This window comes from Neobacillus cucumis, assembly GCF_023715505.1.
On the sequence record NZ_JAMBOH010000001.1, the window covers coordinates 199,941 to 219,252 of the forward strand.

Annotated in this window: 22 protein-coding genes; 3 read left to right on the forward strand and 19 right to left on the reverse strand. The window is 37.8% G+C overall.

Going from position 1 to position 19,312, the window contains the following annotated elements:
* Positions 1-422: 422 nt before the first annotated feature.
* From M3226_RS01025 to M3226_RS01085, 14 genes are all read right to left on the reverse strand, one after another.
* Positions 423-1,049 carry a hypothetical protein gene (locus M3226_RS01025; RefSeq protein ID WP_251561778.1) on the reverse strand — a complete coding sequence of 209 codons (627 nt, stop codon included), beginning with the start codon at positions 1,047-1,049 and terminating at the stop codon, positions 423-425.
* A 68-nt stretch (positions 1,050-1,117) separates the two neighbouring features.
* A complete protein-coding gene (locus tag M3226_RS01030) occupies positions 1,118-1,687 on the reverse strand; it encodes a hypothetical protein (protein WP_251561780.1) in 570 nt (189 codons plus the stop codon).
* A 561-nt stretch (positions 1,688-2,248) separates the two neighbouring features.
* Positions 2,249-3,724 (reverse strand): recombinase family protein, encoded by a 1,476-nt coding sequence (locus M3226_RS01035; protein ID WP_251561782.1) that lies wholly within the window; start codon positions 3,722-3,724, stop codon positions 2,249-2,251.
* A gap of 24 nt (positions 3,725-3,748) precedes the next feature.
* Positions 3,749-3,874 (reverse strand): hypothetical protein, encoded by a 126-nt coding sequence (locus M3226_RS32160; RefSeq protein ID WP_285857680.1) that lies wholly within the window; start codon positions 3,872-3,874, stop codon positions 3,749-3,751.
* A 130-nt stretch (positions 3,875-4,004) separates the two neighbouring features.
* Positions 4,005-4,226 carry a YozE family protein gene (locus M3226_RS01040; protein WP_251561783.1) on the reverse strand — a complete coding sequence of 74 codons (222 nt, stop codon included), beginning with the start codon at positions 4,224-4,226 and terminating at the stop codon, positions 4,005-4,007.
* A gap of 138 nt (positions 4,227-4,364) precedes the next feature.
* Positions 4,365-4,649, reverse strand: coding sequence for a YokU family protein (locus tag M3226_RS01045; protein WP_251562329.1), 285 nt, complete (start codon positions 4,647-4,649; stop codon positions 4,365-4,367).
* Between the two features lie 37 nt (positions 4,650-4,686).
* On the reverse strand, positions 4,687-6,102 hold the full coding sequence (gene ablA / locus M3226_RS01050; protein ID WP_251561785.1) for a lysine 2,3-aminomutase: 1,416 nt from the start codon (positions 6,100-6,102) through the stop codon (positions 4,687-4,689).
* Between the two features lie 129 nt (positions 6,103-6,231).
* A complete protein-coding gene (locus M3226_RS01055) occupies positions 6,232-7,626 on the reverse strand; it encodes a sigma-54 interaction domain-containing protein (RefSeq protein ID WP_251562330.1) in 1,395 nt (464 codons plus the stop codon).
* 63 nt (positions 7,627-7,689) lie between these two features.
* Positions 7,690-8,544 (reverse strand): putative beta-lysine N-acetyltransferase, encoded by an 855-nt coding sequence (gene ablB, locus M3226_RS01060; protein WP_251561787.1) that lies wholly within the window; start codon positions 8,542-8,544, stop codon positions 7,690-7,692.
* Positions 8,545-8,725: 181 nt separating this feature from the next.
* Complete coding sequence (locus M3226_RS01065) at positions 8,726-10,000, reverse strand: peptidase (protein WP_251561789.1); 1,275 nt, start codon at positions 9,998-10,000, stop codon at positions 8,726-8,728.
* A gap of 31 nt (positions 10,001-10,031) precedes the next feature.
* Positions 10,032-10,697, reverse strand: coding sequence for a 3-oxoacid CoA-transferase subunit B (locus M3226_RS01070; RefSeq protein ID WP_251561791.1), 666 nt, complete (start codon positions 10,695-10,697; stop codon positions 10,032-10,034).
* On the reverse strand, positions 10,682-11,374 hold the full coding sequence (locus M3226_RS01075) for a CoA transferase subunit A (RefSeq protein WP_285857682.1): 693 nt from the start codon (positions 11,372-11,374) through the stop codon (positions 10,682-10,684). The genes M3226_RS01070 and M3226_RS01075 overlap by 16 nt, the downstream gene beginning before the upstream one ends.
* Positions 11,375-12,730, reverse strand: a complete 1,356-nt coding sequence (locus M3226_RS01080) for an aspartate aminotransferase family protein (protein WP_251561793.1) — start codon at positions 12,728-12,730, stop codon at positions 11,375-11,377.
* Positions 12,731-13,058: 328 nt separating this feature from the next.
* Positions 13,059-13,232 carry a YjcZ family sporulation protein gene (locus M3226_RS01085; RefSeq protein WP_251561795.1) on the reverse strand — a complete coding sequence of 58 codons (174 nt, stop codon included), beginning with the start codon at positions 13,230-13,232 and terminating at the stop codon, positions 13,059-13,061.
* A gap of 119 nt (positions 13,233-13,351) precedes the next feature.
* Between M3226_RS01085 and M3226_RS01090 the strand changes: the two genes are divergently transcribed.
* Complete coding sequence (locus M3226_RS01090) at positions 13,352-13,948, forward strand: DUF502 domain-containing protein (protein WP_251561797.1); 597 nt, start codon at positions 13,352-13,354, stop codon at positions 13,946-13,948.
* A 210-nt stretch (positions 13,949-14,158) separates the two neighbouring features.
* Here the strand turns inward: M3226_RS01090 and msrB are convergent, their stop codons facing one another.
* Together msrB and msrA are read right to left on the reverse strand one after the other, a co-directional pair.
* Positions 14,159-14,593, reverse strand: coding sequence for a peptide-methionine (R)-S-oxide reductase MsrB (msrB, locus tag M3226_RS01095; protein ID WP_251561799.1), 435 nt, complete (start codon positions 14,591-14,593; stop codon positions 14,159-14,161).
* Complete coding sequence (gene msrA, locus M3226_RS01100) at positions 14,583-15,125, reverse strand: peptide-methionine (S)-S-oxide reductase MsrA (RefSeq protein ID WP_251561801.1); 543 nt, start codon at positions 15,123-15,125, stop codon at positions 14,583-14,585. Before msrA ends, msrB begins: the two co-directional genes overlap by 11 nt.
* Before the next feature lie 174 nt (positions 15,126-15,299).
* Here msrA and M3226_RS01105 point away from each other — a divergent pair, with 174 nt between their 5' ends.
* Complete coding sequence (locus M3226_RS01105; protein ID WP_251561803.1) at positions 15,300-16,052, forward strand: DUF4397 domain-containing protein; 753 nt, start codon at positions 15,300-15,302, stop codon at positions 16,050-16,052.
* A 24-nt stretch (positions 16,053-16,076) separates the two neighbouring features.
* Here the strand turns inward: M3226_RS01105 and M3226_RS01110 are convergent, their stop codons facing one another.
* From M3226_RS01110 to M3226_RS01120, 3 genes are all read right to left on the reverse strand, one after another.
* Positions 16,077-16,655, reverse strand: coding sequence for a YpmS family protein (locus M3226_RS01110; protein ID WP_251561804.1), 579 nt, complete (start codon positions 16,653-16,655; stop codon positions 16,077-16,079).
* Positions 16,656-17,480 (reverse strand): SGNH/GDSL hydrolase family protein, encoded by an 825-nt coding sequence (locus tag M3226_RS01115; RefSeq protein ID WP_251561806.1) that lies wholly within the window; start codon positions 17,478-17,480, stop codon positions 16,656-16,658.
* Between the two features lie 106 nt (positions 17,481-17,586).
* Complete coding sequence (locus M3226_RS01120) at positions 17,587-18,165, reverse strand: SCO family protein (protein ID WP_251561809.1); 579 nt, start codon at positions 18,163-18,165, stop codon at positions 17,587-17,589.
* A gap of 232 nt (positions 18,166-18,397) precedes the next feature.
* Between M3226_RS01120 and M3226_RS01125 the strand changes: the two genes are divergently transcribed.
* Positions 18,398-19,288: an MBL fold metallo-hydrolase gene (locus tag M3226_RS01125; RefSeq protein ID WP_251561811.1), complete on the forward strand. Its 891-nt coding sequence runs from the start codon at positions 18,398-18,400 to the stop codon at positions 19,286-19,288.
* Positions 19,289-19,312: the final 24 nt, after the last annotated feature.

Consider the following 19,312-nt stretch of genomic DNA (forward strand, 5'->3'; position numbering starts at 1 on the left):
CCGTACCAAATCAAAGAAGGCAGAACCATGTCCTTCTAATATTTTACCTTTGCTACTAAACTCGAATCTTGAGTGATAACATCCTCTAACAGTTGCTTCCGTTCCGTCAATAGCAGCCGTGATACTGACTGACCTCGGAATTGGATTATAAAGTGCCTTCAATTAAGTTATTACTGTTTGATTGGAACCTTGACATCATTGCTTCAAAATCCGGTTTTCTGGCTGGATCAGTGACAATAATCTCCCCATATAATACCGTTCCTTCCGGAATGGATTAGTTGATATTATGAAATAAAAAAGCACCTCTCCGGATTGGAAAGACACTCTTTGTTAATTTTGATAATACTGATATATCATGGATAACGCCAAATACTCTGCAGTTGTTCCGCCATTTTTCTGCCCCGTTTTTCTGCTGCTAATTATTATTTTCCATAATCGCCAATTCTTAACTCATCTCTCATCATATTCTTAAGTTTAGATGTTTTTTCAGTAATAACATATATTTCTTGTCTTGGTTTTTTTCCACCAACATTGATATCTGGATTATCGAAATCTCTTTTAAGGGAAATTGAAGCGGTTATATTTCTTGATGTATCCATTAGTGACACTACAATTTCTTTACCATAATCAGAGATGTTTTCCGAAAGAAACAACTCAGAATCCATAAAATAATCAAATGCGTCTTCTGTATCTTCTAAGGCTTTTCTTATTAAATCAAAAATAAATTTTTCCTGCTTTTCATCTATATTAGGGATGGTTTTTTTTAATTCTAAAATACTAATAAGATAGGAAATTGAGTTAGTTGATTTTATTAATTTTTTATATATTTCCGGATATATTTCATGTCTCTTATTTGAATAAAGACCAAAGTCATAAATTTTCCTCTGAAAATCTAATTTTTTCTCTTCCAATACAAGGTTAAGATCAGTATTAAAACGAGCTAATTTTTTATTATAAAAATTACCGATTCCACCTTTAACAAATGTACTAATGGTTAGAGTAACAATAGAAGATGTTAATATTGATACTACCATTGGCTGCCAATCCATATTTCCCTCCTCCTCTAAAAACATCCTTACACAGGATGTTCTTCATTTACAAACTGATCTTATTATGGTCAGATTAAATCGTAAACTTCTAGCAAGCCATTATATAACTCTCTCAATTTTGTTTCATAATCATGAGTAATCATTAAGGGAAGTGATAAATGCACTTCTGTATTCCTATGAAATTGTCTCCATTTATTAATATCATTCATTAAATTGTCATAGTTCTTATGCGTAACGGTCATCTGCAAGTTTTGCTTTAATTTATCTATACAATGGAAAAACTCAACAGTATTAATATCTCCCAAGTGTTGATACCCGTATGTTTGGATGATTGATTGCAACCAGGGATTATTTGGAGCAACCACACCTACAATCCCAAAGGGTGAGTTTTGTGTAATTGGTCCTTTTTGAGATTTAAAAATATCGATATGCCTTTTTATACACACTGATTTAGTTAGTATTTCTAAACCAACATTACTTATAATTTTAAATTTTTGTGGTAACTTTAACACTTCCATATCTTCCCCGGGATTAAAGATTCCTTTTTCATACTTCCATATACCTTCATCTTTAACTAATCTAATAGCAAGATATTTTAAATCTTCATGCCACTCTGAAATATTTTGATTGACTACCATATTGACACTTCCCTCCAATAAAAAAACACCCTTCAAAAGTGCTCGCTCTTATAGACCTCAATTTTCAACAAAATGTAAGCTTATAAAATATTCCCGCTTTTTGTCGATAATACCTTCTTTTACTAAGGCCGATTTAGTAAATAAATATCCTCAATACAAAAGGTCATTTATTACATCCGACGAGCCAATTGCATTTTTAATTCTTAAATCTTCGCGGAAGTCAAATAATAATTAATTTTAAAAGGATTCAGCACCGCAACCGAATCCTTTTTTTAAATTACATTAAATCGTCATTTATGATAGTTCCCCTATAAAGCGATCTGCCGCTATAATATCCGGCAAAATACCCCTAATGTTCTCCTTTAATGATCTGTCAGTTCAACCCTTTCAAGCTCACAAACATACGATTGTTCTTGAATTGTAATTTAAGAAGCTTAAAACAAAGAAAAAATGCCTAGGAATCTGCACCCAAGACATATCATTTTTCAATGTTATAAATTTAGATAAATAGGTTATCTTCTAGCATTGTAAATCTTAACAGCCAATTAAAGTCGATCGATTTCAATCCAACCACTCAATATCAATTGTGGGCTGTGGAGCTTCTTTTTTTGTATTATGATTTGCGGTTGTATTAGTTGAGAACCAGATTTTCTTAATGAAGGTTTTAAGGAAAGTATTACAATCTTCAGGATTCATATTATCAATATTTTCTAGAGTTTCAATATTATATGTTAATCGTTGTTGTTCTTCATCTGTATTATTCAAATTTTCTAATTTAATGTTAACTAATTCAGTTTGTTGTTTAACCTGTTTAATTTGCTCTTCATTCTCTTCATTAAATTCAAGAAATTCACTCTTACTTATTTCCCCATCCATTCTCATAATTGTTAGATTTTTTTGTCTTTTTTCAAATTTTTCCAATTGCTTTAATAACGAGTCCTTCTGGTCTGTTAATTTTTTTGCTTCATCAGTAGTATCGAGGGATTTTAATTTTTTTAACGCTCTTTCAAAATCTTCCCTCTTTTCTTTGACCGTTCGTATCACACTTTCTTCCACAGGAAGATACTTGTACCCTTTATCTTTACAAGCGTTATTGCTGATTTTATAGGAACAAGATTTTATAAAATCAGTAGATCCATCCGTTTGGATATATCTTTTTCTCCCACAGCAATTACAATAAATAAGATTTTGGAGTCTTCTTGTTGCTTTCTTTTTGTTAAAGAAATTACCTGTTGTATTTTCTTCTAAGATTTTTTGAACTTCTAACCATTGTTGCTTTGATATGATTGGTTCGTGAGCATTCTCAACAAATACTTGGTCAACCACTCTGCCATTAACACGTCTACAAGCTTGGACTACTCCGTAATAAACAACATTTCTTCTTATTTGAGAGATATGTGCAGTCGTTAAGACCTTTCCACTTCTACTCCTCCAACAGAACATATCTAATTGTTTGGCTATTTCGTTTGCACTAATTCTTTCCAGCGTCTTTTGGAATATGTACCTAATTATTTTTGCTTCATCCTCAACAATAACTAGTTTTTGATTATCGCCCTTTTCATACCCCAATGGTGCTTTATTACTCATTGTCCATCTTCCTTGCTCTGCTGCTGCCAATCGACCTCTTCCCAAACGCTTTTTGATTTGCTTATACTCAAAATTTGCCATCATTGCCTGGAAAGAAAATAACATTTCATTACTTTCTTGATTTAGATCAATTGCACCCTGTGGTGTTAGTATTTTGATGTCATGTGCCATTAAGAGTGATTTTATTTGTTCAGCATAGGCATTGTCACGAGAAATCCGGTCTATATCCATTACCAAAAGAAAATCGTATTCATCTAATTTACTTAACAATAAATTCAACTGAGGTCTTTGTGTGTTGACACCACTCGAAATTTCTTGATAAACGTCATATGTCAACTTATGTTGCTTTGCAAGTTTGATAAGAGCATTTCGGTGATTTGTTAATATTTCCTCAATATCTAATTGTTCCTCGTTCCTTGATAAACGTAAATAAATAGCAGCCAACGCCATTTCTTAGCCCCCCAATGTGTCATATTAAAAATCATAACACATAACCAATAAAATTAGAAAGGTAACATCGGTAACTTTACCCACCGTACCATAGATGGTGATCACGACGGTATCACCAATTTTATACTTTGGTTTCTTCCTCTTTGCCATATCCTCCCATCCCCTCAAATGGATTAGTCGTGTAGATTGATTACAATAGTATATGCAGGGTGAAAAATATCGCTCATGACAATTTTGAAATAAAAAAATCGCCAGCTTTGGGCGATTTAAATGTTTTTATTTAACTTTCGGCACTGAGATAATGCTCCCAAGCTTCATCAAAGACGGACATCGATTTTAGATACTGTCCATGCATTTCCAAATATAAACTTATTTGGTGGTAATCTTCCGATGTTTTTGGAAACCCATGATCCAAAAACGCATTGTTCGCAAAGTTACTGATATCATCCTTCGGTTCAGGATGTCTATATTTCATTAAAAAATGATAAAATGATTTTCTCATACTTTCTAACGCCTTTCTTATCCAATTCAGAAACGAGTCATTTTTCTTATGAATTACTATAACGGATACTATTGATGTCGTCCAGTTGGAAATACAGGAAACCATAATAAAAACAGCCTTTTTAGGGCTGCCCTTTTGTTAACTTGAAAAGTCAAAATAATTTCTCTTTAATAATCTTGGAATTCTCATTAATTCCTCGTAGGAGATCACTTTTCCAATTTGTTTACAATTAATTAAAAATAATTGATCTTCTATTTCTTTAACAATCCTCTCACTCTGGTAAATCATGTTACAATCACCGCAACGATGGGTAGGTGTTTCTCTAATTTCAATGGCACGTGAGCCGTCCGGTAGCTCCCAGAAAACAGAGTCAGTAACAGCATTTACATTAGAACTATTACACCATTCACATTCCATTTTCATCATTCACTCCTCACAAATACTTCATTTGTCCAATTACCTAGTCCGAATTTCCCTCAGATGTAACTCCCTTTTCTTTTTCAGTCAATGCTTTAAATTTCTTTTCCTTTAATTCATCCCGCTTGCTCCGCTTGTCTTTTAAAGAAGAGTGTGCAGGGTCTTGATTGTACTGCTTCCTGCGATTAAGCCTTGTTAAACCTTCTGGCACTAAATTGAAGTGTTGATCATTTATAATTCCTGCAATACCGGAAAGTGACTTTTTCTCTGCCAAGTTAGGGTATACACTTTCAAAATATTCCTCAGCTCTGCCAGGAACGTAGTTTTCAGGCTCCGGATAGGAGGTAATCACTCCTTCAAAATTTCGGAGCACCACTTTTTCCGGACTCTGTGAAATTAAATAGTTCGGCTGCAGCGCAATTTTCCCGCCTCCACCTGGAGCATCGACGACAAAGGTTGGCACAGCATATCCGCTCGTATGGCCGCGCAACCCCTCGATAATTTCTAGTCCCTTGGAAACAGGAGCACGAAAATGCCCAATACCCTCTGAAAGGTCACATTGATAGATATAGTAAGGACGGACACGGATTTTAACGAGGTCATGCATGAGCCTTTTCATGATTGGAACGCTATCATTAATTCCTGCTAGAATAACAGATTGGTTTCCAACAGGTACACCTGCATTAGCGAGCATTTCACAAGCTTTTTTTGAGTCCTCTGTAATTTCTATTGAGGTATTAAAATGGGTGTTCAACCAGATTGGATGATATTTTTTCAAAATATTGCAGAGGTTTTCGGTAATCCGCTGCGGGAAGACCACTGGTGCCCTTGTTCCGATTCGAATAATTTCCACATGGTCAATTTCACGTAGATTTTTCAAAATATATTCTAAAATATTATCATTTATCAACAGTCCATCTCCGCCAGAAATTAATACGTCGCGAACCTCTGGTGTTTGTCTGATGTAGGAAATAGCAGCATCAAGCTGTTTTTTAGGCACACCCATGCCAATCTGGCCCGAAAAACGCCTTCTCGTACAATAACGGCAGTACATTGAGCATTGATTAGTGACTAGAAAGAGCACCCGATCAGGATAACGGTGTGTTAGTCCTGGTACCGGGGAGTCCTCATCCTCATGTAAGGGATCTTCAAGGTCATATTTCGTTTTGTAGATTTCTTTAGAGATCGGTACCGATTGCATCCGAATCGGACAGCGGGGATCATCTGGATTCATTAATGATGCGTAATAGGGTGTGATATTTAAGGGAATGGTTTTAGTGGAAATTCTTACCCCCTCTACTTCATCTGGGGTTAAGTTGATTACCTTTTTTAAATCATCGACTGTACGAATCGTATTGGTTAATTGCCATAGCCAATCGTTCCACTGTTCCTCGGTAACATCTTTCCAAAGTTCTATATCTTTCCAATGTCTGTTTGGTTTATATATAAAATGTTTCATGTCATTTCCTCCAATCTTGCTTTACTAAATAATATGCAAGAATTGTGCCAACTCTACAGTCGAGTAAAAAAGCAATTCCTTCGTTATTTTGATTTTGAGACTCAAAAAAACCGCCGAAAATTCGGCGGTTTAGTGAGGAATTTTTTTTAATTTATATTGAAGAGTCTGCCTTGGTATTTCAAGTAGCTTGGCAGCTTGATTGATATTTCCTTTAGAAAGGTCGAGGGCACTTATGATTAGCTTTTTCTCCACTTCCTCCAAATTCTTTCTTAATGATAGTTTATCAGAAGGATGAATATTACCTTTGGCTCCAGCAGGATACTGCCTCAGGATAATAGGCAAATCAACAACCCCAAGGTGATTTCCCTCGCAAACATTCATCATATATTCAAGCGTATGTTTAAGTTCTCGGACATTTCCCGGCCATTGATATCCAGTTAAAAATATCTCTAGATTTTTTTCCACACCTTGAATGGTCTTACTTAATTGTCTATTGAAATCTTGTATAAAAGAATCAGTTAAGTACATGATATCCTCTCTCCTTTCCCTTAAAGGCAGGAGAGAAAAGGTAAACACATTCAAACGATAATAAAGATCATGTCGAATCATTTTCTCTCGGAGGGCTGTTTGTGGGTGTACATTCATGGCGGCAATAACACGAACATTAACGGAAATATTTTGTGGGCTGCCCACCCTGCGAATCATCCCGTCCTCTAATATCCGTAAAAGCTTAGCCTGAATCTCTATTGGCATCGTATGAAGTTCATCGAGAAAAAGGGTCCCGCCGTCAGCCAATTCAAACAAGCCTTTCCGATCAACAGCCCCAGTATAACTGCCTTTTACTGTCCCAAAAAGAATGCTTTCAAGCAGTGTTTCCGGAATGGCAGCACAATTTTGAGCGACAAATGGACCTTCTGAACGATTGGACTCATGGTGTATACCCTGGACAAACAATTCCTTTCCAGTTCCAGACTCCCCGTAGACAAGAATTGGAGAATCCGATTTTGCCAGTTTCTTTGCCTCTTCCTTGGTATTTATTAATTCCGGGTTGATTGTTTTTATATCGTTTAGTGTATACTTTACCTGTTGTACACGCTTGTTGGGGCTGCTTTTAGAAAAACCTTTTTGTAAGTCTAAAAGTCTTTCTGCAAGCAGCTTCATTCTAGAATAGTTCTTGGCAATTTCGACTGCGCCAACAAAGTCTTCTCCAAGAAAAATAGGCAGCGTGGTATTAATGGTATCAATCCTCACTCCGTGCATATTGACATAGACCTGAGCTTGATTATAAATGGGCCTTTCTGTTTTTATAACCTTTAAAAGAGTGCTCGACTCTTCTGTCAAGGAGGGAAATGCATCAATTAAATGCTTTCCTAACACTTCATCTACATCCATCCCATCGTGTTTGGCAGCTACTTCATTGTAAAAAATCGTTTTTCCTTGAGTATTGACTACATGGATTCCTTCGTCAATGCTTTTAAGAATGGCAGTCAAAACCTCTTGTGTTAATGCCGTTAATTGTCCTATTTTAATTCACCTGCCTGCTATAGCATCTAGAGTGCTGAAAAATTGGCATCGCCAGCCGAAATTTTAGCAGTTTGCCAGATTTTTCACCCACATATTCATATTCTCTAGTTTGTCATAGATGTAGCAATTATTCATGAACCTGCCTCTGTAGGAATATCCTAGTTGAAATAAAGCAGCATTCATCCCAAATGATAAAGACCTTGCAATGGAATAGGCACAAAAAATCCCATTTTTTATTAAGTCCTTTTCGAGTTCTTGGAGGATGATTTTCATAAGTCCATATTTTCGGTGCTCGGTTAATGTTGCACAATCGGTTAATTCAGCATTTTTGTAATAAGCGTTAATCTCTGCAGAGGCGGCACTTACTATTTCCCCCTGATAGGTAAAGATATAATAGATTGTCCCATCCACCATAGTCTTTTTTACATATTCAGGATCGTACAATGGAGTAGGATAAATGGGAAATACTTGTTTATATAGGGAGGAAAGCTCTTCAGCACAGTTTTCATCCGCCTTCTTTAATTCATATTCCTTTGGTGGGAATGTTTGATTTATGGAAGGATTTAATTGATAGATACTCTGAATAATCCCATCCTCGGTAATCCAATGGTCATTCCTTTTGCGTTCAGACGTATAAAATCTCGAAAAGAAGTGTGCGTCTGAACCTAGAAAATAACGGTCCACCATCGCTTCAAGCTGAAGTCCTGCTTCTAGAAACGTTATAAAGTCTTCACGACGGCCTTTAATGATGAGTTTTTCAGCTTGATACTTCTTAACAAGCTCTTCCACTTTCTCTAATAATAATTTTGTATTTCCACGGTAATCATCAACCCTGATTCGTTTATTAAAGGGGTCTAAAAATACTTCACAAAAAAAGTTAGTTTCGTTCACGTAGATAGTTGATGTGGTTTGGTTCATAAGGTCACTCCTCAACTGCTTTTCTAAAAAACCGGAGATTAAGTTCTTCACTCGTAGACGAAATGAAAGCCTGGCCGGGATCTAGCCAGACTTAAAGTTTCATACTAATACTCTCCATATCCTAGTCTGCTTTCGGCATTATCATAATATGATTTTATCAATCAGCAAATGAAGGTGCCAATCATGATGGTTCCGCGACTTCACACCATCTCAATATGGTTAGGGCGATTATATTACTTGCTGCAAACAAATCCTCAAGGATAATATGTTCATTGGCATCATGTGCTAATGCTGTTATCCCCGGTCCAAAGACGACAACAGGAGTATGGCCCACAGTTGAGAGGATTCCCCCATCTGTGCCCCAGGGACTTGCTTCAATAACAGGCGGTTCTCCTTTAACTTCAATAAAGCTTTTCGTTATTTCATTAATTAACGGGTGGTTAGTCTCGAGACTCCCCGGCTGCCATCTGCCGCCAAACCATTCCAGCTTAAGAGGGTGTCTCTTCAGCCATTCATCTTGGTCGCACAGATTTTGCAAGCATTCTTCCATTTCCATCTGTGCAGATAGAATACTTTCACCAGGAGATACTCCCATCCTTCCTTCTATTACGGCTGTATCAGGGACTGATGAAGGCCATTCACCGCTCATCATTTTACCGATATTAATTGGGATAGGGATAGGAATTTTTTCAAAAAGAGGATCAGTAACCCTTGCATTTCTATCTTTCTCTAATTGTTGCAAACTCTGAATCACTTTTAGAGATTTCTCAATCGCACTAACACCTTCATATCTTGTTCCTCCATGTGCCGCTTTTCCAGTTACGGTAATCCTGAACCACATGGAACCCTGTTGTTTTGGAAACATCTTCAGATTGGTTGGCTCAGGAATGATTGCTCCGTCTGCTTGATAGCCTCTTAAAACGGCTGCCAGTGTACCTGCTCCACCACTTTCTTCCTCAATGACACTTTGAAAAATAACATCCCCTTTTAGCTTTATACCGGTGGCAACAATCGCTTCCATTGCCATTAATAGGGCAACATTCCCTCCTTTCATGTCAGTTGCCCCTCTTCCATAAAGCTTACCGCACTCAATTACTCCACTAAATGGTTCATGATCCCAGTTTGACTCATCGCCAACCGGGACCACATCAATATGACCGTTTAAAATAATTGATTTGCCACCGCCAGCTCCTTTTAAGACTGCAACCAAGTTTGGGTTCCCATCAAAGCTTTGGCGGTCGCAGCAATAGGCCGGGTGGCTTTTTAATTCATCACCGCCAATTTCCCATATGTCGAGTGTTAATCCAAGCTGACGACATTTCTCAATGACAATAGCTTGTGTACTGCTCTCATTTCCACGGGTACTATTTTCTCGGACGAGCAGTTGTAACAGTCTCGCCGCTCGTGCCCGATTCTCCTTTAGCCATTGCTTTACATGGTGTTCATATTTTTCCACTTTAGTTCACCCCTTTAAGCCAAATTCCCCATTAGTACGGTATGTTGCGAATATTTTCACTAACTTTAAATTCACAGCCTGTTTTACTGACCACACTATCAAGATTGTACGGTGCAAATATTTCGGACAAAAGCAGTCCTTCGTGGGACACTTTAAAGACAGCCATTTCTGTAATAATTAAGTCAACGCAGCGGGAGGATGTTAAGGGGAGTGAACATGTATTAACAATTTTGGGGTACCCGTTTTTATCACAGTGGTTCATCACAACGATTACTTTTTTGGCTTTTTGTGCGAGTTCCATTGCTCCTCCCATACCCGGTACTTTTTTACCCGGTACAATCCAATTGGCCAAATCACCATATTGACTCACTTGCAGTGATCCCAGAACGGTAATATCAACCCTTCCCCTGCGAATCATACCAAAGGCAACAGCACTGTCACAGTATGAACCACCACTCATTAGGGTCACTGGAAAGCCGCCGGCATTGCACAAATTCTCATCTTCTTTTCCTTTTTCGGGACTTGGCCCCATTCCCGTAATCCCATTCTCAGCATGAAACATGACCTGTATTTCTCTTGACAGGTGGTTAGGGACAAGGGATGGAATACCAATACCGAGATTCACCACCATACCATTCTGAATTTCCTCTGCAGCTCGTTTGGCCATTCGGTTTCTATCGTCTATTCCCATGCCCATTTCCAATTCACCCCTTGGGAGAAGATTACATAGTCAACAAATACTCCTGGTGTGATAATTTCATCCGGATCAAGACTGCCCAATGGTACAATTTCCTCTACCTCTGCAATGGTGAGTTTCCCGGCCATTGCGACAAGTGGATTGGTATTGCGGGCACTTTTGTCATAAATTAAGTTACCATACACATCTGCCTTTTTAGCAAAGACAATCGAAACCTCGGCCGTTAAGGCAGTTTCTATTAAGTATTCGTTTCCGTTTAGCACATATCGCGGTTTATCTTTGGAAACTATTTCACTTTCCATACCTATGTCAGATAAAATCGCCGGCAAACCCACCCCTCCAGCACGGATTCTTTCTGCTAAGATTCCTTGTGGTGAAAACTCAACCTCTAACTTACCATCCTGCATAAGTTGACCCGCGACGGGATTTGAGCCAATATGGGACGCGATGACTTTCTTGGCCCTGCCATGGCTGACTATTTTACCTATTCCTATGTGGGGAAAACCGGTATCATTGCCGATTAATGTTAGATTTTGAACGCCTTTCTTCAAAATGCCATCAATCATTGTTGGTGGTGAACCCACCCCGCCAAAACCGCCGAACATTAAGGTCATTCCATCGTGAAAAAAATCCATAACCGTTTCAATCGTCGTAATTTTTCCGAATGGATTTTCCAATTAATGTTCACCATCCATTCCTGTACTTATTATTTTTGAAAAAGCTGTAAATGTGTCTTTTAATAGAAAAACCAATTCCTCAATTTCCCTTTTAGTAATTGTTAAAGGAGGGGAGATAATAATGGCGTCTCCATTTACCCCGTCTATACCCGAACCTGCCGGGTATACTAGGAGTCCCTTGTCTTTTGCAATTTCAATTATTTTTTGTGTTACGGAGGACTTTCTCGGGAATGGCTGTTTTATATTTGGATTTTGAACAAATTCAATGCCAAGCAGCAAGCCCTTGCCACGGATATCGCCAATAAAGTGGAATAGCGTCTTTAATTTCTCAAGTTGGTTTTTCAAATAAATCCCTTTATTATCTACTTCTTTCATAATCTCGTTTTTTTCTAAGTATTCAAGAACAGCCAAAGACACAGCACATGATTGTGGGTTTGCACTTAAGGTATGACCACTCATGACTGACTTTGACCCGGCCAGAATCGGCGTCATGACCTTATCACTTGCTACAGCCGCGGCAATTGGTGCAAAGCCTGCCCCCATTCCTTTCCCCAAAGCAACAATATCAGGTACTACTCCCCAATGCTCGCAGGCTAGCATAGTTCCAGATCGGCCAAAACCAGTCATGACCTCATCTGCAATAAAAAGGATGTCATGGTCCTCACAAATTTTTTTAATATGTTTGAAATACTCCTTTGGCGGCGTAATTGCTCCTCCGGCTGCTCCGATTATGGGTTCGGCAATGAAGGCTGCAATTTGTTCAGCACCAATTCGCTTTATTGCTGTTTCTAATTCATAGGCACACAAGTATTGACAGGAGGGGGCCTCCAGATTGTACGGACACCGGTAGCAATATGGTGGATTTATAGCAGGAAAATCTTCTAAGAGAGGGACAAACCGTGCCCTTCTTCCAGGATGACCTGACATCGAAAGCGCTCCCATTGTAATCCCATGATAACTAACCCATCTTGAAAGAATCTTGTTCTTCGTTCGAACCCCTGTTTCTTGCCAGTATTGGATCGCCATTTTCATCGCTGTCTCGGTTGCTTCTGAACCACTGTTTACAAAAAAGCTCCATTTTAGCTCACCCGGTAGTATTTCTGCAAGTTTGTCAGCAAGTTTTTCAGCAGCTTCACTGGTAAATTGTGAACGATAAACGAAGGAGACTTTTTGGGCCTGCTCTAGCATCGCTTCAATGATCTCCGTTACCCCATGACCTATGTTAGCAGTCACAGCGCCTGAAGCGGCATCCAGATATTTTTTTCCTTCCATATCAAATAAATAAACCCCTTTGCCATAATCAATGACAGGGTATATTTCATCTAACATTGGTTTGATTAGAAATGACTTTCCCACAATGGACACCACTTTCTTTATCAAAATAAGTAGGTATATTCCATTGTATGAAGTAATTTTTCATTCTATCATCTCATTTCATCGGGACTGCCAAGAAATATTGCCTTCTTATACTTGAGTGTTGATTTCCGCTCCAGGCGCTTCGCTTTCCGCGGGCGGTACGGGGAGCCTCCTCGGCGCTTAAGCGCCTGTGGGGTCTCCCCAGCCCCGTACTCCCGCAGGAGTCTGCGCGCCTTCCGCTCCAATCAACTTGCTAAAAATCAATAACAAACTCTTTCAGCCAAAAAGAAAGGCTGACCCGCTATTAGGATCAGCCATTTTCTATTTATCAATAATTCCAGCTTGCGCCAATGATGATTAACAAAATAAATAACACAACAATTAACGCAAATCCGCCAAAGCCGAAGCCTACAAATCCACCTGCCGGATAACCGCATCCACCTACTGGATAGGCTGGGTAACCGCCACAGCCATCAATTCCATAACCGTAACCATGATACATAAACATTCACTCCTCAAGGAAATTTGTTTCTTTTCATAAGTACTGTATGAACTAGATGCTTGACCTGTATGTGCATTCGCCTATATTATGAAAGACAATGATATTTTGTAGGTGATAGGATGAAAACAGTTTTAAAGAATTTTTTAAATGGCGTTTTAACCATTGTTCCAATTATTCTTGTTATTTATGTGATTTACAAGACCTTTCTATTTTTGGACGGCATTCTTGGCAACTCTTTAAGGCCTTACCTCAAGGATGATTACATTCCCGGATTTGGTCTGTTAACCACGGTTATCCTTATTACTGTTTTAGGCTGGATGTCTACTAAATACATAACAGGAAAAATCATTAAACTAATTGATTACTTGCTTGAAAAAATTCCTGTTGTTAAAACTATTTATTCGGTCATAAAAGATACTGTTCAATCCTTTCTTGGCGATAAAAAGTCTTTTTCTAAAGTGGCGTTGGTGATAATCCCAGGAACAGAAATGAGAAGTATTGGTTTTATTACATCAGAGGAATTGGAAGATTTTTATAGTCCATTAAAGAATCATGTAGCCGTCTATCTTCCGCAAACGTTTCAGGTTGCTGGATTTACCTTTTTAATCCCTAAAGAGCAAGTCGAAATTATAGATGTGAAGGCTGAGGATGCTATGAAGTTTGTCCTCTCTGGCGGGATGACTTCCACATCAAAACAAAAGTCTGAGGAAAAGTAATTTCAAATTCGAAAATAAGAAAAGCGCAAGCGCCTTGGTCAGCCCCGACAAGCATAAGACGAGCCGGCCGAAAGGTTGCTTTTTAACCTTTTGGACGGATTGGCTTATGACCTCGAGGGGCTAGGCGCTGGAGCTAGACAATTCTCAAAGTTAAAAAGTTTTATACTTTCTTATCTCATAAGAAAAAAAGAACGCCCAAAATGGACGTCCTTATCGTTTTTCTTCAAAGAGCTTGATAAACTCACCATATCCTTCTTCTTTAAGCTTTTCTTTTGGGATAAACCTAAGTGCAGCAGAATTAATACAATAGCGTAATCCCGTTGGTTGCGGTCCATCATTAAAGACATGACCCAAGTGCGAATTAGCTGATTTGCTTCGAACCTCTGTCCGGATCATAAAATGACTATAATCTTCTTTTTCAATCACTTCCTCATCTTCTATCGGTTTCGTAAAGCTTGGCCAGCCGCAGCCTGCATCAAATTTATCAAGCGAACTAAATAATGGCTTTCCCGATACAATGTCTACGTAAATACCATCCCTGTTTTCATTCCAATATTCATTTCTAAAAGGCGGTTCTGTACCATTGTTTTGCGTAACTTCATATTGAATGGGTGTTAATTCTTTTTTCAGATCTTTATTTTGCATCGTTTTCCCCCCAATGTCTTTCAATAAACCCGGCACGGCCTGAACCTACATGGTATGACTGATAATGGGCACGATTTTTCTTATAATAGTGCTGGTGATATTCTTCAGCAGGATAGAATGTCTTAGCAGGCAATATTGGTGTGACAATTGGCTTTGAAAAACGCCCGCTTTCCTCAAGAGCTTGTTTCGATTTTTCAGCAAGCTCTTTTTGGATTTCATTGTGATAAAAGATAGCTGTCTGGTAGGATTGGCCGCGATCATAGAATTGACCGCCCGGATCGGTTGGATCAATTTGCTGCCAAAATAATTCCAGTAATTTTTCATAGGGATAAATGTCCGGATCATACGTAATTTGAACGGCTTCATAATGTCCGGTTGTATCCGAGCAAACCTGTTGATACGTTGGATTTTCAACTGTTCCCCCTGTATAACCAGACAAAACACTGATAATTCCAGGTTGTTCATCAAACGGCTTGACCATACACCAAAAACAGCCGCCGGCAAAAGTTGCTAACTGATGCTTATTATCCACGTTCCCACCCCTTTTTTATTTACATAAAAGTATACAGAATGTTTTTTGAAAAATAAACCTATTGCTTCAGTCATTTCTGCCATTCCTTATCGCAACATTATAGTACATTTAGACACCTACCTATATCTGCTTGAATAAATTATGGTGTAATCCAGTAGGTAAGGAGTTGATAATATGTCCGAGAAAAGGAAGCAAACTGATTATCTTCACAAAGCAGCTATGTATGATTTGTTAGCACAGCTCTATAAATATACTAACCCTAGCTTACACATGCATTTCTATTTAAAGCATTATAAATACATGAATAAAGCGATGAACCTAAATAGATCACCTGTTCAAGCATTACAAGGTGATGCACAAGTCAGTTTCCTGCATACATCCCCAGATTCCCCGAACGTTGATATCTATATTAACGGGAGCCGTGTCATTAAAGATTTAGCTTTTACAAAAGTCAGTCAGAATTTACGTTTGAAAGCTGGGAAATACCACATCGATATTTATCCTGCCGGAAATATGATTGATAGTGTCTTAAATAAAAACTTAACAGTTGAGGAAGGAAAATCATACACTTTAACCACCATTGATTCAGTTAAAAAGATGCGGCTGTTGGTGTTTTTAAATCACCCTGAGGTTCCTACAGGTGAAGCAAAGGTCCGTTTTATACATTTATCTCCTGATTCCCCCGCACTAGATATTGCTGTAAAAGAACGCGATGTGATTTTCCCTATGGTCCAGTACAAACAAGCAACCGAATATTTAGGATTAACTCCTATGACAGTGGATTTGGAAGCAAGGACTGCTGGCAGTAAAGATATCCTGCTTCCATTAACAAAAGCAAGCTTTAAGCCTAATGAAAGCTACACGATTGTCTTCTTAGGGCTATCACAGGATAAACCTGAATTACAATATATTTGTATAAAGGATTAAAATATAGGTGTCCTAAGCGGACGCCTATTTCACTGGGACTAATATTGTAAAAGCAATATCATCTTTTTTTAAATTAAATTTATCTACCTTAGTTTTTAAATCGCTTTTCTGTTTTAACTGCTGCATATGAATATAGACCAGATGATCATTGGGTCTGATTTCAACACCTTTCGGCAGCTTATAGTTCTCCCTAATAAAGTTTAAAACGTACGAAATGGGGAGATGCAATTTGCCAACTGACATTGACTTTTGCTTTAAAATTAAATCGCCATTTTTTTGGGCCGATGGTTCAAAAGTCAGCTTCAATTTTAACTTTTCACTAAAAAAAGGAAGGGTACCATATAATTCTACCTCATCGCCCAACAAAACCTTATATTTTATAGGAGAGTCAGCAGCTTCTTCTATCAAATAATGGTTAATTAATCTGTTTAAGTCATACTTGTTTGATCTTACATGAAAAGATACATAGTCTTCACTCGAAGTGTTTGTTTTTACGGGCTCCTTCTCATTTATTGGGGCCGTAACTAACGAAAAAAGAATAATTGCAATTAATAGATTGATTCCTAACAAAATGAGGAATCCCAGTTTCCATTTGTTTTTCATCTAATTCTCCTCAGTGCTGACCGTGTAAGCCTTTTTCTCTATATCGGGTAAAACCTGATTTGCTAAAGCTTCATTAAGTCTCTCTGCCATTAGTTTATATCCTTTGTCATTAGGATGGAAATTATCTGTATACAAAACATCCTCATCTGCATTTAAGAAAAGGTCTCCGATTGACACAAAATAGGAATGAGAATGTTGGTTAACTACACTTTGGCCGATTTGATTCCATTCAGCGACAATTTGATCCATTTCTTTTATATCCGAAAACCATTTCGAAAATGGGTTATACACGCCAACTAATACGATGGATGCATTTGGGTTTTCTTTTAAAATCACCTCGAAAATTTGCGTTAAATGGCTTCGATAGGATTCCTTTTCCTTAAGAAAATCGGATACCTGCAAGTCTGAGATATTGTCTTTGACAATCTTCATAATATCATTCCCACCAATGGTGAGAATCACCAAATTGGACTGCTGCAAAATGGGCTTAATTTTAGGGGATTTGAGTCTTTTTAACAGCTGTGTTGTCCGATTTCCCTTGACACCATAATTGTAGAAATCAACTTCTTGAACTCCTTTATCTTTTTCGAGCATCGATTTAAGATATGGCAAATAACCGCCTTGATCTGTACTATCTCCGACCCCTTGAGTAAGAGAATCACCTGCCGCTAACACCGTTAGCTTTCGTGGAAAAAAATCAGCTGGGATTGGTTGAAAAACTTGTGCAGCGACTTTCTTTTCCTGATGAAACACTAATGAATTGGATGGACTGCACGAACATAATAACATGATCGAAAGAATTAGAAGGGGGAAAAACTTTTTCAACTATATTCACCTGCCTCCTAAGTTTTCTTTATTATAACACGACTATAAATATTCAAAACAAATATGAACAATATCCTTTTTCCATAAAAAATAGACCAATATAGGCCTATTGTAATGTTTTTATATCATTGATGATTTCCTCATAGGGAACATCTTTATAACCGCTGTATGTCTTTTTAATATTCCCCTCTTGATCAACCAAATAAAGATAAGTTTGATGAATCACCTGATTTCCTTCCACAGGTTTCTTAACAATCGTTTTGAAGCTTTCCGTTGCAAATTTTTCAATAAATTCTTGAGAATAACCGGTTAGGAATGTCCAATTACTAAATTCCACACCAAATTGTTTTGCGTAGTTTGTCAAAACTTCAGGTGTATCAACAGTTGGATCAACACTAAAGGAAACTAATTCAACATCCTTCAGATTTTCTTCTTTTATTTTCTTTTGCAGTTTTACCATATTAGCAGTCATTGGCGGGCAAACATCTGCACAGCTAGTGAAAATAAATGCTGACACCCAAACCTTTCCTTTTAAATCCTTAAGGCCTATTTGCTTGTTTTGCTGATTTGTGGCCGTAAAGTCCTTAATTGGCCAGTTTACTGCATTTTCAATTTCTTTTTTTCCGCATCCGGATAATAGTAAAATTAGAACCAGTCCAAATACAAAATAAGAACGTGTCTTCATTCAATCACCTGCAACCTTTTTATTCTATATCGAGAATAGTGTAGCAAAGTTATTGAATAGATGAAAGTAAACAGCTTTTTAGAATTTAGTGGCAGCCTCTTCTTGTATAACAAACTAGGTATGTATTAAAAAGGTATAACTTCATCTTTTAATTATTAGAAAATTATGATATTATGAATGAGCATTCACTCGGTTAAATAAATATTTAAATTTCAAAAGTGGGGTGAACAAAATGAATCGAATAGGGCCAATCTTCATTCTAGAAGGAGCCAATTTCAGTAAAGTTCCTCATTCTAGAAGTCTTTATTTAAACTGTTCTGAAAAGGTACTAATTGATACGGGGGCCGAGGAAAAGGTTCTCAAAAATGTCGACCGAGAGCATGGCGTCCAATTAATCCTCAACACCCATTATCATCCTGATCACACACTTCATAACCATTTATTCAAAAATATATCAAAATTAATTAACCCGGTTGAGTATGAGACATCGCTTACGATTGAAGGCGTTGCTAGTATTAATGGAGTTTTTCAGGAGTGGGGGCAAGAGGGTGTTAAAAAGTGGAAAGCCACGCTTCCAGATGAATGGGTGAGAAACCTTGGAGAAATTTCCGGAGCATATCATTATGAGACCGAATATAAATTTGGCGGAATAAAGGTACAATTTTTACACACGCCAGGACATACAAGCGGCTTTTCATGTCCATACTTTCCGGAATTAGGAGTTGTTTTTACAGGTGATTACGATATGACCTCCTTTGGACCCTGGTACAACGGAACTGATGGAGATATTGATGATTTTATTGAATCTGGTAAACGACTGTTAACACTCGATGCTGATACCTACATTACTGGGCATCAGAAAGGAATTTTCTCCAAACAGGAATTTAGTCAGGCAATGGAACGATTTCTTGCAAAGATCGAGCAGCGGGATGAACTAATCTCACGTTATGTCCAGCAGGGCATGAACTTTGATGAACTAACCACTGTCGGCATATTTTATCCGAAGAAAAGTTTGAAAAATACGATAATTAAAACCTGGGAAAGAAGCGGAGTCCGGAAGCATTTAAATAGACTAGGCTATGATGTCATAGGAATGGATTGTCAATTAGTCAAACTAAAATAAAATGGATGATGTCAATTGAACTCA

Excerpts from the sequence above, each read along its gene's own strand:
- M3226_RS01030 (WP_251561780.1), bottom strand. The coding sequence starts at position 1,687 with ATGGTAGTCAATCAAAATATTTCAGAGTGGCATGAAGATTTAAAATAT.
- M3226_RS01045 (WP_251562329.1), bottom strand. The coding sequence starts at position 4,649 with ATGAAAATGGAATGTGAATGGTGTAATAGTTCTAATGTAAATGCTGTT.
- M3226_RS01105 (WP_251561803.1), top strand. The coding sequence starts at position 15,300 with ATGTCCGAGAAAAGGAAGCAAACTGATTATCTTCACAAAGCAGCTATG.
- ablB (WP_251561787.1), bottom strand. The coding sequence starts at position 8,544 with ATGAACCAAACCACATCAACTATCTACGTGAACGAAACTAACTTTTTT.
- M3226_RS01090 (WP_251561797.1), top strand. The coding sequence starts at position 13,352 with ATGAAAACAGTTTTAAAGAATTTTTTAAATGGCGTTTTAACCATTGTT.
- ablA (WP_251561785.1), bottom strand. The coding sequence starts at position 6,102 with ATGAAACATTTTATATATAAACCAAACAGACATTGGAAAGATATAGAA.
- M3226_RS01110 (WP_251561804.1), bottom strand. The coding sequence starts at position 16,655 with ATGAAAAACAAATGGAAACTGGGATTCCTCATTTTGTTAGGAATCAAT.
- M3226_RS01085 (WP_251561795.1), bottom strand. The coding sequence starts at position 13,232 with ATGTATCATGGTTACGGTTATGGAATTGATGGCTGTGGCGGTTACCCA.
- msrB (WP_251561799.1), bottom strand. The coding sequence starts at position 14,593 with ATGCAAAATAAAGATCTGAAAAAAGAATTAACACCCATTCAATATGAA.
- M3226_RS01025 (WP_251561778.1), bottom strand. The coding sequence starts at position 1,049 with ATGGATTGGCAGCCAATGGTAGTATCAATATTAACATCTTCTATTGTT.
- M3226_RS01120 (WP_251561809.1), bottom strand. The coding sequence starts at position 18,165 with ATGAAGACACGTTCTTATTTTGTATTTGGACTGGTTCTAATTTTACTA.
- M3226_RS32160 (WP_285857680.1), bottom strand. The coding sequence starts at position 3,874 with ATGGCAAAGAGGAAGAAACCAAAGTATAAAATTGGTGATACCGTCGTG.
- M3226_RS01040 (WP_251561783.1), bottom strand. The coding sequence starts at position 4,226 with ATGAGAAAATCATTTTATCATTTTTTAATGAAATATAGACATCCTGAA.
- M3226_RS01070 (WP_251561791.1), bottom strand. The coding sequence starts at position 10,697 with ATGGGCATGGGAATAGACGATAGAAACCGAATGGCCAAACGAGCTGCA.
- M3226_RS01125 (WP_251561811.1), top strand. The coding sequence starts at position 18,398 with ATGAATCGAATAGGGCCAATCTTCATTCTAGAAGGAGCCAATTTCAGT.
- M3226_RS01035 (WP_251561782.1), bottom strand. The coding sequence starts at position 3,724 with ATGGCGTTGGCTGCTATTTATTTACGTTTATCAAGGAACGAGGAACAA.